The sequence below is a fragment of the Pseudomonas sp. MWU12-2029 genome, assembly GCF_023242425.1.
In the GTDB taxonomy this organism is placed as follows: Bacteria; Pseudomonadota; Gammaproteobacteria; order Pseudomonadales; family Pseudomonadaceae; genus Aquipseudomonas; species Aquipseudomonas kribbensis.
In genome coordinates this window covers 24,266-38,373 of sequence record NZ_JALJDY010000001.1, presented here as the reverse complement: position 1 = coordinate 38,373, position 14,108 = coordinate 24,266, and the positions used below count along the sequence as shown (strand labels likewise).

At 62.5% G+C, this 14,108-nt stretch carries 17 protein-coding genes; 14 read left to right on the top strand and 3 right to left on the bottom strand.

The window, feature by feature from the left end; all coding sequences use genetic code 11:
• Nucleotides 1-8 precede the first annotated feature (8 nt).
• Genes cobO through M5B44_RS00145 form a run of 14 tightly spaced genes read left to right on the top strand, consistent with a single transcriptional unit; the run spans nucleotide 9 to nucleotide 11,255 of the window.
• Complete coding sequence (cobO, locus tag M5B44_RS00205) at nucleotides 9-620, top strand: cob(I)yrinic acid a,c-diamide adenosyltransferase (RefSeq protein ID WP_248737910.1); 612 nt, start codon at nucleotides 9-11, stop codon at nucleotides 618-620.
• The gene (locus tag M5B44_RS00200) at nucleotides 617-1,912 is read left to right on the top strand and encodes a cobyrinate a,c-diamide synthase (RefSeq protein WP_248737909.1); all 1,296 of its coding nucleotides are present in this window, start codon (nucleotides 617-619) and stop codon (nucleotides 1,910-1,912) included. Before cobO ends, M5B44_RS00200 begins: the two co-directional genes overlap by 4 nt.
• A complete protein-coding gene (gene bluB, locus M5B44_RS00195) occupies nucleotides 1,909-2,559 on the top strand; it encodes a 5,6-dimethylbenzimidazole synthase (protein ID WP_085710584.1) in 651 nt (216 codons plus the stop codon). The genes M5B44_RS00200 and bluB overlap by 4 nt, the downstream gene beginning before the upstream one ends.
• Nucleotides 2,556-3,464 carry an adenosylcobinamide-phosphate synthase CbiB gene (gene cbiB / locus M5B44_RS00190; protein WP_248737908.1) on the top strand — a complete coding sequence of 303 codons (909 nt, stop codon included), beginning with the start codon at nucleotides 2,556-2,558 and terminating at the stop codon, nucleotides 3,462-3,464. Before bluB ends, cbiB begins: the two co-directional genes overlap by 4 nt.
• On the top strand, nucleotides 3,457-4,467 hold the full coding sequence (cobD, locus tag M5B44_RS00185) for a threonine-phosphate decarboxylase CobD (protein ID WP_248737907.1): 1,011 nt from the start codon (nucleotides 3,457-3,459) through the stop codon (nucleotides 4,465-4,467). Before cbiB ends, cobD begins: the two co-directional genes overlap by 8 nt.
• Nucleotides 4,464-5,930, top strand: coding sequence for a cobyric acid synthase (locus M5B44_RS00180; RefSeq protein ID WP_248737906.1), 1,467 nt, complete (start codon nucleotides 4,464-4,466; stop codon nucleotides 5,928-5,930). Before cobD ends, M5B44_RS00180 begins: the two co-directional genes overlap by 4 nt.
• A complete protein-coding gene (gene cobU / locus M5B44_RS00175; RefSeq protein WP_248737905.1) occupies nucleotides 5,918-6,439 on the top strand; it encodes a bifunctional adenosylcobinamide kinase/adenosylcobinamide-phosphate guanylyltransferase in 522 nt (173 codons plus the stop codon). Before M5B44_RS00180 ends, cobU begins: the two co-directional genes overlap by 13 nt.
• Nucleotides 6,436-7,491 carry a nicotinate-nucleotide--dimethylbenzimidazole phosphoribosyltransferase gene (cobT, locus tag M5B44_RS00170; protein ID WP_248737904.1) on the top strand — a complete coding sequence of 352 codons (1,056 nt, stop codon included), beginning with the start codon at nucleotides 6,436-6,438 and terminating at the stop codon, nucleotides 7,489-7,491. The genes cobU and cobT overlap by 4 nt, the downstream gene beginning before the upstream one ends.
• Nucleotides 7,488-8,063: an alpha-ribazole phosphatase family protein gene (cobC, locus tag M5B44_RS00165; RefSeq protein ID WP_248737903.1), complete on the top strand. Its 576-nt coding sequence runs from the start codon at nucleotides 7,488-7,490 to the stop codon at nucleotides 8,061-8,063. The genes cobT and cobC overlap by 4 nt, the downstream gene beginning before the upstream one ends.
• Nucleotide 8,064: 1 nt before the next feature.
• Nucleotides 8,065-8,796: an adenosylcobinamide-GDP ribazoletransferase gene (locus M5B44_RS00160; RefSeq protein ID WP_248737902.1), complete on the top strand. Its 732-nt coding sequence runs from the start codon at nucleotides 8,065-8,067 to the stop codon at nucleotides 8,794-8,796.
• 56 nt (nucleotides 8,797-8,852) lie between these two features.
• The gene (locus M5B44_RS00155; protein ID WP_065260433.1) at nucleotides 8,853-9,257 is read left to right on the top strand and encodes a MarR family winged helix-turn-helix transcriptional regulator; all 405 of its coding nucleotides are present in this window, start codon (nucleotides 8,853-8,855) and stop codon (nucleotides 9,255-9,257) included.
• A gap of 54 nt (nucleotides 9,258-9,311) precedes the next feature.
• Nucleotides 9,312-10,520 (top strand): MFS transporter, encoded by a 1,209-nt coding sequence (locus M5B44_RS00150; RefSeq protein WP_248737901.1) that lies wholly within the window; start codon nucleotides 9,312-9,314, stop codon nucleotides 10,518-10,520.
• Nucleotides 10,517-10,642: a hypothetical protein gene (locus M5B44_RS28835; RefSeq protein WP_256576024.1), complete on the top strand. Its 126-nt coding sequence runs from the start codon at nucleotides 10,517-10,519 to the stop codon at nucleotides 10,640-10,642. The genes M5B44_RS00150 and M5B44_RS28835 overlap by 4 nt, the downstream gene beginning before the upstream one ends.
• 52 nt (nucleotides 10,643-10,694) lie before the next feature.
• Nucleotides 10,695-11,255: a glutathione peroxidase gene (locus M5B44_RS00145; RefSeq protein WP_085710596.1), complete on the top strand. Its 561-nt coding sequence runs from the start codon at nucleotides 10,695-10,697 to the stop codon at nucleotides 11,253-11,255.
• Nucleotides 11,256-11,352: 97 nt separating this feature from the next.
• Here the strand turns inward: M5B44_RS00145 and M5B44_RS00140 are convergent, their stop codons facing one another.
• The 3 genes from M5B44_RS00140 to M5B44_RS00130 form a co-directional block, all read right to left on the bottom strand.
• Nucleotides 11,353-12,624 (bottom strand): OmpP1/FadL family transporter, encoded by a 1,272-nt coding sequence (locus M5B44_RS00140; protein WP_085710597.1) that lies wholly within the window; start codon nucleotides 12,622-12,624, stop codon nucleotides 11,353-11,355.
• 146 nt (nucleotides 12,625-12,770) lie between these two features.
• Nucleotides 12,771-13,253 (bottom strand): hypothetical protein, encoded by a 483-nt coding sequence (locus M5B44_RS00135; protein ID WP_085710598.1) that lies wholly within the window; start codon nucleotides 13,251-13,253, stop codon nucleotides 12,771-12,773.
• A 276-nt stretch (nucleotides 13,254-13,529) separates the two neighbouring features.
• Nucleotides 13,530-13,754, bottom strand: coding sequence for a hypothetical protein (locus M5B44_RS00130; protein WP_007950419.1), 225 nt, complete (start codon nucleotides 13,752-13,754; stop codon nucleotides 13,530-13,532).
• Between the last annotated feature and the right edge of the window lie 354 nt (nucleotides 13,755-14,108).

The window sequence follows — 14,108 nt, the reverse complement described above, 5'->3', positions numbered from 1 at the left end:
GCTCCCCCATGACTGATTCCCCCGAACGCGACGAGCGTCACCTGGCGCGCATGCAGCGCAAAAAAGTCGTGATCGACGAGCGCATCGCCAACTCGCCCGACGAATGCGGCCTGGTGCTGGTGTTGACCGGCAACGGCAAAGGCAAAAGCAGCTCGGCGTTCGGCATGCTTGCCCGCGCCATGGGCCACGGCATGCAATGCGGCGTGGTGCAGTTCATCAAGGGCCGTAACAGCACGGGTGAAGAGCTGTTCTTCCGCCGCTTCCCCGAGCAGGTGCGTTTTCATGTGATGGGCGAAGGCTTCACTTGGGAAACCCAGGACCGCCAGCGTGACATCGCCGCCGCCGAGGCTGCATGGGAAGTCTCCCGCGAACTGCTGCGTGATCCGTCGATCGGTCTGGTGGTGCTCGATGAACTGAACATCGCCCTCAAGCACGGCTACCTCGACCTGGATCAGGTGCTCAGCGATCTGCAGGCCCGTCCGCCGATGCAGCACGTGATCGTCACCGGCCGCGCTGCCAAGCCGGAAATGATCGAGATGGGCGACACCGTCACCGAAATGGGCATGATCAAGCACGCCTTTCAGGCTGGTATCAAAGCGCAGAAAGGCGTCGAACTTTGAATCAACCACGTCACTGCCCGGCGGTACTGATCGCCGCGCCGGCCTCCGGCCAGGGCAAGACCACCGTTACTGCCGCACTGGCCCGTTTGCACCGCAATCAGGGCCGCAAGGTCCGCGTGTTCAAGTGCGGCCCGGACTTTCTCGACCCGATGATCCTCGAGCGCGCCAGCGGTGCGCCGGTCTACCAACTCGACATGTGGATGGTCGGCGAGCAGGAAAGCCGTCGTCTGCTGTGGGAAGCCGCTGCGGAAGCTGATCTGATACTGATCGAAGGCGTGATGGGCTTGTTCGATGGCACGCCGTCGAGCGCCGATCTGGCGCGGCATTTCGGCGTGCCGGTACTCGGCGTGATCGACGGCACGGCCATGGCCCAGACTTTCGGTGCCTTGGCGCTGGGCCTGGCGCGTTATCAGCCGGACTTGCCGTTCGCCGGCGTGCTGGCCAACCGCGTCGGCACGGTGCGTCACGCGCAATTACTCGAAGGCAGTCTCACCGAAGGTTTGCGCTGGTATGGCGCGTTGTCCCGGGAAACCGGGATCGAACTGCCAAGCCGCCATCTCGGCCTGGTGCAGGCCAGTGAGCTGAACGATCTCGATGTACGTCTCGACGCCGCCGCCGAAGCGCTGGCCGGCACTTGCGAGGTAGCGCTGCCACCGGCCGTGGAATTCGCTTCACCTGAAGTGGTGAAGGCCGAAAGACTGCTCGAAGGCGTGCGGATTGCCGTCGCCCGTGACGAAGCCTTCGCCTTCACCTACGGCGCCAGTCTCGATCTCTTGCGGGCGATGGGCGCGGAGTTGAGTTTCTTCTCGCCGATCCGCGATACGCAATTGCCCGAAGCCGACAGCTTGTACCTGCCCGGCGGCTATCCGGAATTGCACCACGTTGCCTTGTCGCAGAATGCCGACATGCTCAAAGCGATCCGCGCGCATCACGCCGCCGGCAAACCGCTGCTCGCCGAGTGTGGCGGCATGTTGTACCTGCTCGACTCGTTGACCGATGTCGAAGGGACCCGCGCTGATTTGGTCGGCCTGCTGAGTGGCGATGCCGTGATGCAGAAACGTCTTGCGGCGCTGGCCCTGCAATCCGTCGAATTGCCGGAAGGCTTGCTGCGTGGCCACACCTATCACCACTCCCTGACCACCACCGAACTGACGCCGATTGCCCGTGGCCACAGCCCCAATGGCGGTCGCGGCGCTGAAGCGGTGTACCGGGAAGGGCGGATGACTGCCTCGTACGTGCATTTTTACTTCCCGTCGAATCCGTCGGCGATTGCCGCACTGTTGGTGCCATGACCGACAACGCCTTTACTGAAACCGAGCGCGCAGCGGTCTACCGCGCGATCGCCGAGCGTCGCGACATGCGCCACTTCAGTGGCGGCACGGTCGAGCCGGAACTGCTGCGCCGTCTGCTGGAAGCCGCGCACCAGGCACCGAGCGTCGGCCTGATGCAGCCGTGGCGCTTCATTCGTATCAGCGACCGCGCCTTGCGCGGACAGATCCAGAATCTTGTGGAAGAAGAGCGCGTACGCACCGCCGAAGCCCTCGGCGAACGCAGCGACGAGTTCATGAAGCTCAAGGTCGAAGGCATCAATGACTGCGCGGAAGTGCTGGTTGCAGCCTTGATGGACGATCGCGAGCGGCACATTTTCGGCCGCCGCACGCTGCCGGAAATGGACATGGCCTCATTGTCCTGCGCGATCCAGAACCTGTGGCTGGCCGCGCGCGCCGAAGGCCTGGGCATGGGCTGGGTGTCGCTGTTCGAGCCGCAGGCGCTGGCCGATCTGCTGCAACTGCCGGCCGGGGCCAAGCCGCTGGCGGTTCTTTGTCTGGGGCCGGTCAAGGAATTCTATCCGGCGCCGATGCTGGTACTCGAAGGGTGGGCGCAGGCGCGTCCGCTCAATGAGTTGCTGTATGAAAATTTCTGGGGAGTGAGTCAATGAGTGTGGCGTTGCTGAGTGTCTCCGCGGTTGCGCTGGATGCGCTGCTGGGTGAACCGAAACGCTGGCATCCGCTGGTGGCGTTCGGCAATTTTGCCGGACGCATCGAGCAACGATTCAACACCGGCGGGCGCGGCTGGCGCAGCCATGGCGTCACCGCTTGGGTGATCGCGGTGCTGCCACTGACCCTGCTTGCCACGGCATTGTCCTGGGCGCCGTATGTGGGCTGGATCGTCGAGATCGTCGCGCTGTATTGCGCCCTCGGCATGCGCAGTCTCGGCGAGCACGTCGAGCCGGTGGCCAAGGCCCTGCGCAGCGACGATCTGGAGGAGGCGCGCAAACGTGTGGGGTATCTGGTCAGCCGCCAGACCAGTGAACTGGACAGTACCGCCGTCGCCCGCGCCGCCACCGAATCGGTGCTGGAGAATGGCAGCGATGCGGTGTTCGCCGCGATCTTCTGGTTTGTCGTGGCTGGTGCGCCGGGCGTGGTGCTCTATCGCCTGAGCAATACCCTCGACGCGATGTGGGGTTATCGCAACGAACGCTTCGAGCGTTTCGGCTGGGCGGCGGCAAAAATCGACGACGTCCTCAACTACATTCCTGCACGTCTGGTGGCGTTGACCTACGCGCTGCTGGGCAAGACCCGACTCGCGCTGAAATGCTGGCGCACCCAGGCGCCAAAATGGGACAGCCCGAACGCAGGTCCGGTGATGGCTGCCGGCGCAGGTGCCTTGGGCGTCGAGCTGGGCGGGCCGGCGATCTATCACGGCGAGCTGCACGAGCGTCCGCAACTGGGCGAAGGTGCGCCGGCGGATGCCGATTCCATCGATCGCGGCTGGCAATTGGTCCAGCGCGGCGTATGGTTATGGCTGCTGATTCTCTGTGTGGGGGCTGAATTCTATGCTTGAGCACGGTGGCCGGCTGCGCAGGGCGGCGCTGGAATACGGCATCGCCGAAGAAGACTGGCTCGACCTGTCCACGGGGCTTGCGCCGTGGCCGTTTCCGGTCCCGGAGATCCCGCTGCGGGCCTGGGCGCGCTTGCCGGAAACCGATGACGGTCTGGAGCAGGCGGCGTGCGACTACTACGGCGCCGCGCAGGTGCTGCCGGTGGCCGGTTCGCAGATGGCCATTCAGTTGCTGCCGCGATTGCGCCGGGCCGGCAAGGTCGGTGTGCTGTCGCCGTGTTATGCCGAGCATGCCGAGGCCTGGCGACGCAGTGGTTACATCGTCCGTGAGGTGCTGGAGCAGGAAGTCGATTTCTTCCTCGACAGCCTCGACGTGCTGGTGGTGGTCAACCCGAACAATCCCACTGGCCTGAGCCTGACGCCGGCGAAGTTGCTCGACTGGCACGCGCGGCTGGCCCAGCGCGGCGGCTGGCTGGTGGTCGATGAAGCGTTCATGGACAACACCCCGCAATTGAGCCTGGCGCCGCATACCCATCAGGTCGGACTGATCGTGTTGCGTTCGTTCGGCAAGTTTTTCGGGCTGGCCGGTGTGCGGCTCGGGTTCGTGCTGGCCGAGCGCAAGTTGCTCCGTTTACTGGCCGAGCAGGTGGGTCCGTGGGCTGTCAGCGGACCGACCCGCGTGCTGGGGCAGGCCTGCCTGCAAGACACCGAAGGTCATACCCGCCAGCGGATCCGCAGCGACGAAACCAGCGAACGACTGGCTGCGCTGCTCGAACGCCATGGCTTCAAGCCCCAGGGTGGCTGTGCGCTGTTCCAGTGGCTGATCACCGAGCATGCTCACGCACTTCACGAATTCATGGCCCGTCGCGGCATCCTGCTGCGTCTCTTCACGCACAACAGCAGCCTGCGTTTCGGTCTGCCGGCCAATGCCGCCGATGAGGCGCGTCTTGAGCAGGCTCTGCAAGCATTCGCCATTGACCGCTCTATGGAAAAGACACGCGCATGACCACTTTAATGGTGCAGGGCACCACCTCCGATGCCGGCAAAAGTACGCTGGTGACGGCGCTGTGCCGCTGGGCGACCCGTCAGGGTGTTGCCGTGGTGCCATTCAAACCGCAGAACATGGCGCTCAACAGCGCAGTGACTGCCGACGGCGGCGAAATCGGCCGGGCGCAAGCGGTGCAGGCGCAAGCCTCGCATCTTGAACCGCACACCGACATGAACCCGGTGCTGCTCAAGCCCAACAGCGACACCGGCGCCCAGGTCATCATCCACGGTCGCGCGGTCACCAGCATGAACGCCGTCGCCTATCACGACTACAAAGCCATCGCCATGCAGGCTGTGCTCGCCTCCCATGAGCGCTTGAGCGCCGCGTATCCGCTGGTGATGGTCGAGGGCGCGGGCTCGCCGGCGGAGATCAATCTGCGTGCCGGCGACATCGCCAACATGGGTTTCGCCGAAGCGGTGGACTGCCCGGTACTGCTGATTGCCGACATCAATCGGGGCGGCGTCTTCGCTCACCTGGTGGGCACGCTGGAACTGCTGTCGCCGAGCGAGCAGGCACGGGTGAAGGGCTTCATCATCAACCGTTTTCGTGGCGATATCGCCTTGCTGCAGCCCGGCCTCGACTGGCTGGAGCAGCGCACCGGCAAACCGGTGGTGGGCGTGCTGCCGTACGTGATGGATCTGCATCTGGAAGCCGAGGACGGCATCGATCAGCGTCAGACCGACAAGGCCGAGCAAGTGTTGAAAGTAGTAGTGCCGGTGCTGCCACGCATCAGCAATCACACCGATTTCGATCCGCTGCGTTTGCATCCGCAAGTTGACCTGCAATTCATCGGTCCGGGGCAGGCGATTCCGCCAGCCGACCTGATCATCCTGCCGGGCTCGAAAAGCGTCCGTAGCGATCTGGCCTATCTGCGCGCCAATGGCTGGGAAACCGCCATCAGCCGGCATCTGCGCTATGGCGGCAAGCTGCTGGGAATCTGCGGCGGTCTGCAAATGCTCGGCGAGCAGGTGCATGATCCGCTCGGTCTGGAAGGCGCGCCGGGCTCCAGCGCCGGTCTGGGCCTGCTGGCGTTTGAAACCCAACTCGAAGCCGAGAAGCAGTTGCGCAATGTGCGCGGGCGTCTGGCGCTGGAAGATGCCGAGGTCAGCGGTTATGAAATTCATGCGGGTGTGACGACCGGATCTGCGCTGGAAAACGCCGCTGTCCATCTGGACGATGGCCGTTGCGACGGCGCCCAAAGCTCTGACGGCCAGATATTCGGCACCTACCTGCACGGTCTGTTTGAATCGCCGGCGGCCAGTGTGGCGTTGCTGCGCTGGGCCGGTTTGAACGATGTGCAGGAGGTGGATTACCACGGCTTGCGCGAGCGCGATATCGAGCGGCTGGCGGATCTGGTGGAGAAGCACCTGGATACCGGGCTGTTACGTGAACTCTGTGGAATGTCCCCATGCTCCAGTTGATCCTCGGCGGCGCCCGCTCCGGCAAAAGTCGCCTGGCCGAAAAACTCGCCACTGACAGCGCGCTGGCCGTGACGTACATCGCCACCAGCCAGCCGCTGGATGGCGAGATGAATGAACGCGTCGCCCATCACCGGGCGCGACGTCCTGCCGAATGGGCATTGATCGAAGAGCCGCTGGAACTGTCCCGGGTGCTGCGCGAAACCGCCAGCGCCGAGCGTTGCCTGCTGGTGGATTGCCTGACGCTGTGGCTGACCAATCTGCTGATGCTCGAAGACGCCGAACGTCTCGCCGCCGAACGCGAATCCCTGCTTGAATGCCTGGCGTCGCTGCCGGGTGAAATCATTTTTGTCAGCAACGAGACCGGAATGGGTGTCGTGCCGCTGGGCGAATTGACTCGCCGCTACGTCGATGAAGCCGGTTGGCTGCATCAAGCTCTGGCCGAGCGTTGTCAGCGAGTCGTCCTGACCGTCGCCGGCCTGCCCCTGACTCTGAAAGGACCTGCGTTATGACCCAAGCCTGGTGGCTGAACCCGTGCAAACCGGTGGATACGGACGCCGTTGAAAACGCGGCAGCGCGTCAGCAGCAATTGACCAAACCTGCCGGCTCCCTCGGGCGACTGGAATCTGTAGCAGTGCAACTGGCCGGATTACAGGGGCAGATCAAGCCAAAACTCGATCAGGTCTGGATCGCGATTTTTGCCGGCGACCACGGCGTTGTCGCCGAAGGCGTTTCCGCGTTCCCGCAGGAAGTCACCGGGCAGATGCTGCTGAATTTCGTCAGCGGTGGCGCGGCGATCAGCGTGCTGGCGCGGCAACTCGGTGCGCAGCTTGAGGTCGTGGATCTGGGCACCGTGACCCCGTCGCTGAACCTGCCGGGTGTGCGTCACCTGAGCATCGGCCCGGGCACGGCGAATTTCGCCAAGGGTGCGGCGATGACTCAGGCTCAGGGCGAGCTGGCCTTGCAGGGCGGGCGCGACAGCGTGCTGCGCGCGAAGGCGGCGGGTGCGCAATTGTTCATCGGCGGCGAAATGGGCATCGGCAACACCACGGCTGCCAGTGCGCTGGCCTGTGCGCTGCTCGATTGCCCGGTAGCCCACCTGACCGGCCCCGGCACCGGGCTGAATGCCGAAGGCGTCAGCCACAAGGCGCAGGTGATCGAGCGGGCGCTGGCACTGCACGCGGCGCAACGTGGGGATGCGTTGCAGACCCTGTTCAATCTCGGCGGCTTCGAGATTGCGGCTTTGGTCGGCGCGTATCTGGCGTGTGCTCAGGAAGGTGTGGCGGTGCTGGTGGACGGTTTTATCTGCACCGTTGCGGCGCTGGTGGCGGTGCGGCTGAATCCTGCCTGCCGTGAATGGCTGCTGTTCGGCCATCGCGGCGCCGAGCCGGGCCATCGTCATGTGCTGGAAACCCTTGGCGCCGAACCGCTGCTGGAACTGGGCCTGCGTCTGGGCGAGGGCAGCGGTGCGGCGCTGGCGGTGCCGTTGCTGCGCCTGGCCTGCGACCTGCACGGGCAGATGGCGACCTTCGCCGAAGCGGCGGTGGCGGACCGCCCGGCATGACCTTGCGTCTGGACCTGATGCGACACGGTGAAACCGAACTCGGCGGCGGCCTGCGCGGCAGTCTCGACGATGCACTGACCGAAAAGGGTTGGGCGCAGATGCGCGAAGCGGTGATCGGGCAGGGGCCGTGGGATCGGCTGGTCAGTTCGCCGTTGCAGCGTTGCGCGCGGTTTGCTGAAGAGTTGGGCGCGCAACGGGATCTGTCGGTGTCTCTGGACAAGGATCTGCAAGAGCTGCACTTCGGAGCCTGGGAAGGGCAGAGCGCGGCGGCGTTGATGGAAACCGATGCCGAAGCGCTTGGGCTGTTCTGGGCTGATCCCTATGCGTTTACTCCGCCGCAGGGTGAGCCGGTGACCGAGTTTTCAGCACGGGTGCTGGCGGCGGTCATGCATTTGCACGCGGCACATGCGGGGGAGCGGGTGTTGCTGGTCAGTCATGGTGGCGTCATGCGTCTGTTGCTGGCGCGGGCCCGTGGTTTGCCTCGTGAACAATTGCTTAATGTCGAAGTCGCTCACGGCGCGCTGTTTTCGCTGATCGTCGAGGCCGATGGTTCGCTCAAGGAAGTGTGCTGACATGCTGCCCCTGTGGATCGCCCTGCAATTTCTCAGCAGCCTGCCGATTCGTCTGCCGGGCATGCCGGCGCCTGAACAACTCGGGCGCTCGCTGCTGTTTTATCCGCTGGTGGGTTTGCTGTTCGGCGTGATTCTCTGGGCGCTGAACAGTGCTCTGGCCGGCGCGCCATTGCTGCTGCATGCCGCGTTGCTGCTGACGGTGTGGGTGCTGCTCAGCGGCGCGCTGCACCTCGATGGGCTGGCGGACAGCGCCGATGCGTGGCTCGGTGGTTTCGGTGATCGTGAGCGCACGCTGACGATCATGAAGGATCCGCGCAGCGGGCCGATTGCGGTGGTGACGCTGGTGCTGGTGTTGCTGCTCAAATACGCCGCGTTGTTGGCTTTGATCGAAAAGCACCAAGGAATGGCGTTGATCATCGTGCCGCTGATTGGTCGGGCAGCACTGCTCGGGCTGTTCCTCACTACCACCTATGTGCGGGCTGGCGGGTTGGGGCAGGCGCTGGCCGATCATCTGCCGCGCAAGATGGGTTGGCAAGTGCTGGTGGTGAGCGCAGCGGTATGCGTGCTGATCGCCGGGTTCAACGCTGTCGTGGCGCTGCTGCTGTCGGTCGTCGTGTTCATCTGGCTGCGGCATTTGATGGTGCGGCGTCTGGGGGGAACCACCGGCGATACGGCGGGTGCGTTGCTGGAATTACTGGAGATGTCAGTGCTGGTCGGGCTGGCCTTGTTTTGATAAGTAACTTTGATCTGTAACTTGATTTAACACAGTCGCGGGTATATACACGCATCATGCTTCCTTCTCAGTGTTTGTGCACCAACCTGCGTCGCGCCGCCCGTGGCGTCAGCAGGCATTACGACGGCGCTCTCGACGGCTTCGGGATCAACGTTGCCCAGTATTCTTTGCTGTGCAACCTGCAGCGTCTGGATCAACCGAGCATTTCCGAACTGGCCGAAGCGATGGGCCTGGATCGCAGCACCCTCGGGCGCAATCTGCGGGTGCTGGAAGGCGAAGGGCTGGTGGCGCTGGCGGAGGGCGAAGACATGCGCAACCGTATCGTCCGGCTGACTGAAACCGGCGTACAGCGTCTGGCAGCGGCTCTGCCGGCCTGGGAAGCGGCGCAGCAGCGGTTGATTGACCGACTGGGTGCCGAGAAGCGTGAAACCTTGCTGCGGCTGTTGGATGAACTGGCCTGAGGGCCGGTTTTTTCCGAATCTAAGCGGGTATATACCCGCGACTGGAGAATAACAATGAGTTCGATGTGGCGTACGTGCGGTTGGGTGTTGCTGGGGAGTGCGCTGATTCTGGCGTTGTCATTGGGCGTGCGGCACGGCTTCGGCTTGTTCCTGTCGCCGATGAGTATCCAGTTCGGTTGGGGGCGCGAGGTGTTCGCCTTCGCTATCGCCCTGCAGAACCTGATCTGGGGTCTGGCGCAACCCTTCACCGGCGCACTGGCCGACCGCTTCGGCGCGGCGAAAGTGGTGCTGATCGGCGGCGTGCTTTACGCCTTGGGCCTGGTGTTCATGGGGCTGTCGGAGACCGCTTTGGGTCTGTCCCTGAGTGCCGGTTTGCTGATCGGTATCGGCCTGTCCGGCACTTCTTTCTCGGTGATCCTCGGTGTGGTCGGTCGTGCCGTTCCGCCGGAAAAACGCAGCATGGGCATGGGGATCGCCAGCGCCGCTGGTTCTTTCGGCCAATTCGTGATGCTGCCGGGCACCCTCGGACTGATTGGCTGGTTGGGCTGGTCAGCCGCGTTGCTGGTGCTGGGGCTGCTGGTGGCGCTGATCGTGCCACTGGTGAGCATGCTCAAGGACAAGCCGCTGCCTGTGCTCGGCCATGAACAAACCCTGTCCGAAGCGCTGCGCGAAGCTTGCTCGCACTCCGGGTTCTGGTTACTGGCGTTCGGTTTCTTCGTCTGTGGGTTCCAGGTGGTGTTCATCGGTGTGCACCTGCCGGCGTATCTCGTCGACCAGCATCTGCCGGCTACCGTCGGCACTACCGTGCTGGCGTTGATCGGGCTGTTCAACATCTTCGGCACCTACACCGCCGGCTGGCTCGGCGGGCGCATGTCCAAGCCGCGTTTGCTGACCGGGCTGTACCTGCTGCGGGCGGTAGTGATCGTGCTGTTTCTGTGGCTGCCGGTGACGACGACTACGGCGTATCTGTTCGGTATGGCTATGGGTTTCCTGTGGCTGTCGACGGTGCCGTTGACCAACGGTACGGTGGCGACCTTGTTTGGCGTGCGAAACCTGTCCATGCTCGGCGGGATCGTGTTCCTTTTCCACCAGCTCGGCTCATTCCTCGGCGGCTGGCTGGGCGGGGTGGTGTATGACCGAACCGGGAGTTATGACTTGATCTGGCAAGTGGCGATTCTCTTGAGCCTGTTGGCGGCCGCGCTGAACTGGCCGGTGCGCGAGCGTCCGGTCGAGCGTCTGCAGGCCCGTACGAGCGCGGCATGAAGCGAATCTGGCCACGAATCGCCATCACCGCACTCGGCGCTGTCTTGCTGGCGCTGGTGTGGTGGGGCTGGCATCAGGGCGGCCTGGCGCTGATGCAGTTGGGCATGGGCGCTTGCCTGTAGGCTCTGAGGGCGAGTAACGTCGGGTTCTGACGACTGCTCAAGGATGCCCGACATGCTCAAGCGCTGGTGTGCTGTTCCCGCGTTGCTGATGGCGTTGACCGGATTGGCCCAGGCTGCGGACTGTCCGGAATTGCTGCAAGGTTCGCTGCCCAAATTGCGGGCCAAGGAATCCATCGACCTGTGCCAGCGCTACGCCGACAAGCCGCTGGTGGTGATCAACACCGCCAGCTTCTGTGGTTTCGCCCCGCAGTTCGAAGGTCTCGAAGCGCTCAACCAGCGCTACAAGGCGCAAGGGCTGGAAATGCTCGGCGTACCCTCCAATGACTTCAAGCAAGAGTCCAAGGACAGCGCCGAGACCGCCAAGGTCTGCTACGCCAACTACGGCGTGACCTTCACCATGACCGAGCCGCAGAAAGTCCGTGGTGACGGTGCCACCCATCTGTTCCAGGTGCTGGCCGCGCAAAGCAGCGCGCCGAAATGGAATTTCTATAAATACGTGGTCGATCGACAGGGCAAGGTGATCGCCAATTTCTCCAGCCTGACCAAGCCGGATGATCCGGAGTTTCTCGCGGCCATCGAGAAGGCCATTGCGTCGAAACCGCTGAAACCCTGATCGACGCCCACTAAAAAGCCCCGCCTCTGCAAAGAGAGCGGGGCTTTTTAGTGGGCGAGGCCTCAAATGGTAAAGAGCTCAGCCTCGCCGTGCAGCATCAGAAGCGGTAGGTCGCACCGACACCGAAACCGTTTGCCGAGTTTTCATACTTGGCATCGTAGGTCTGGCCACGATCGTTTTCGTTGCGGATCTTGACGGCTTCTTCCTTCAGGTACGAGTAGGCGACGTCGATGGTCAGGTCGTCAGTCGGGCTCCAGCCGGCACCGATGCTGAAGATGGTCCGGTCGCCGGTAGGGATGCGCGGCGAACGGTCGACGTTGTTGGTCGGCGACTGGTCGAAGGTCAGACCGGTACGCAGTACCCATTCCTTGTTCAGCTGGTAGGAAGTACCGACGGCGTAAGCCCAGCTGTCATGCCAGTTCTGCTCTTCGGTGATCTCGCCGAACTGACCGGCCAGCAGAGGCTGTACACCGGAGTTCTTGACGGTGATCTTTTCCAGCTGGCTCCAGCGGGTCCAGGTGGTACCGGCGTAGACGTTCCAGCGGTCGTTGATCGCCTGGGTTACCGAGAAGTCCACGGACTCAGGGGTAGTGATCTTCAGCGAAGCGTCGTACTTCTGGCTGGCGCCCAGGCCGACTGCGGCCAGTGCGCCGTAGTTGACCTTGGTGTTGCCTTCGAGCTTGTAGTCGACTTTCGAGTGGTAGGTCAGGCCCAGGCGAGTGGTGTCGGTCGCTTGTACCAGTACACCGATGTTGTAACCCAGCGCGGTGTCATCACCCTTGATCTTGACCTTGCCGTCCGGCAGGGCCTGGGTGATCGACAGGTTGGATTCCAGGGTGCCGTCGATACGGTTGATGGTCGGACCGAAACCGATCGACACCACGTCGTTGAACTTGTAGCTGACGGTTGGCTGGAAAGTAATGACCTGTACTTCGGACTTGCTGCCGAAGTAGCGGCCGGCAAAGCCTTTTTCATAGTCGGTAATCAGGCCGAAGGGTACGTACACACCCAGGCCGAATGCCCAATGCTCATCGATCGGCTTGACGTAGAAACCCATAGGAACTGAGGTGAAGGGCACCATGTCGCCTTTGTTGCTGCCGCCGTTGGGGCTGGAGCTGGCGTCGCTGATATCGGTCTTGGCATCGAGGAATGCAACGCCACCGGTGACTTGTTCGCGAGTGAGGCGCGACATGCCGGCTGGGTTGCCGTAAACAGTGCTTGCGTCGTCGGCAGAAGAAGATCGCCCGGCGTACCCGGTCCCCATCCCGCTGATGCTGTGTTCGTTGATGGCAAAGCCAGCGGCGAAAATCTGCGTGGATGCCAGGGAAACGGCGAGGCTGATGGTGGTTTTGAGCATTACTTTTTTCATTATTAGAACTCCTGGTGATCACCGGGGCGAAAATTACCAACATTTTCGTCCCAGCGCTATAGTCCGTATGGCTTGAGTTAGAGCGGTTTTGTAGGACAATCCGACCAGATTCGCGACCCGTTGGCCGATCTTGCGAAACCGGTGAGTCAGCACGCGACCTGATTCAGCGGTGAAACACAGGTCTGCCATGCACAGGTGAAGTCACGCAGACGACCCTGGGGTTGAAAGGTCTGACGCCAGATACGGGCCATTGCGAGCAGGTCGTCCGGGTCGGGGAGGGTGGGGGTCTGTTCTTCCACCAGCAGCCAGGCAATGGCAGTGGCGTAACGCAGGTTGACGGTCAGTTCGAGGTGCGGGCTGCTGAGAAAGGCATGCTGGCTGGCAAGGCCGCGAACCAGGCTGGCGCGCTCCGGATCGAGCGCCAGGTAATGGTCCCAAAGCGCCTGGTGGCGGTGCTCGGCAATCCGGTACAGGCCGTGGCCACGGCGGTCATGCAGGGCTGAACCCAGGGCGGACTGGCTGGCGGCGATGCCCAGCAGCAGGGATTCGGCGGTGGCGCAGTGACGTCCCAGATAAATCAGCGTGGGGCGGATCACATAGCGGCACAGTTCGCTGGCAGCGATACCCATATAACCCTCGGATCTTGTTATTGGGCGGCGAGACCTGAAGGGGAGCTTGGCAGCTGTGGATCGAATCAGGCCCGCCGGAAGCGGATCACGCCGCTTGAGTTGAAGTGTAGTGTCATATTCGCGACGTAAAGGCCTGTTTTTAAAATATTTCCGGCAGGCAGTTATAACCGTTATATCGGTTGGTGCTTAACCGCGAAGGGTAAAAAGAGAAACATCGGGCAATAAAAAGCCCCGCGTTTCAGGCGGGGCTTTTGCTTTTGCAGCCATTTCGGCCTCTCAGGCGATCAATGCCTGACGGGTGCGATCAATCACGGCCTGCAGCGGTTCGGCGCTGGAGTATTGATCAGGGTACAGACGCTCGCTGTGGCGGGCGATCCCGTGTTCATTGACCACGGTGAAGCTGAAGCAGCCTTTGCGAGCGGCCATGATCAGGCAGTTCATTGGAGCAAAAGCGTTGGTTAGGGTGCGAATGGCATCCTGAGTCTGGATTTGAGTAGACATAGTTATTAGGTGTTCCTACAAATGACACGGATAAGAACCGTGCAACGTTAAAACGTTCCAGTAACGCAGACCACCATTGGTCGAACGAAGAACCCGACTGGAACAAAGCAGCCAGTTTGAAGCGCTGATAAGTTGGCGCGCTTGGGCTGGCAGGTAGGTACTTAGGAGGACAGGCAACACATCGAGGGCAGAGGTTCTGGGCCCGGGGTGAAGATCCTGATCAATTTGCAGGTTGGTTCGGTCAGAGTAAGAGGTCTTTGCAACATCCTTTGATTCGATTCAAAGGCTGTGTCGTCGCAAGATTTACCTGGAAACCATCGAGGGGTCGGTCCCGCTTTGTCGGTGGAGGCTTCT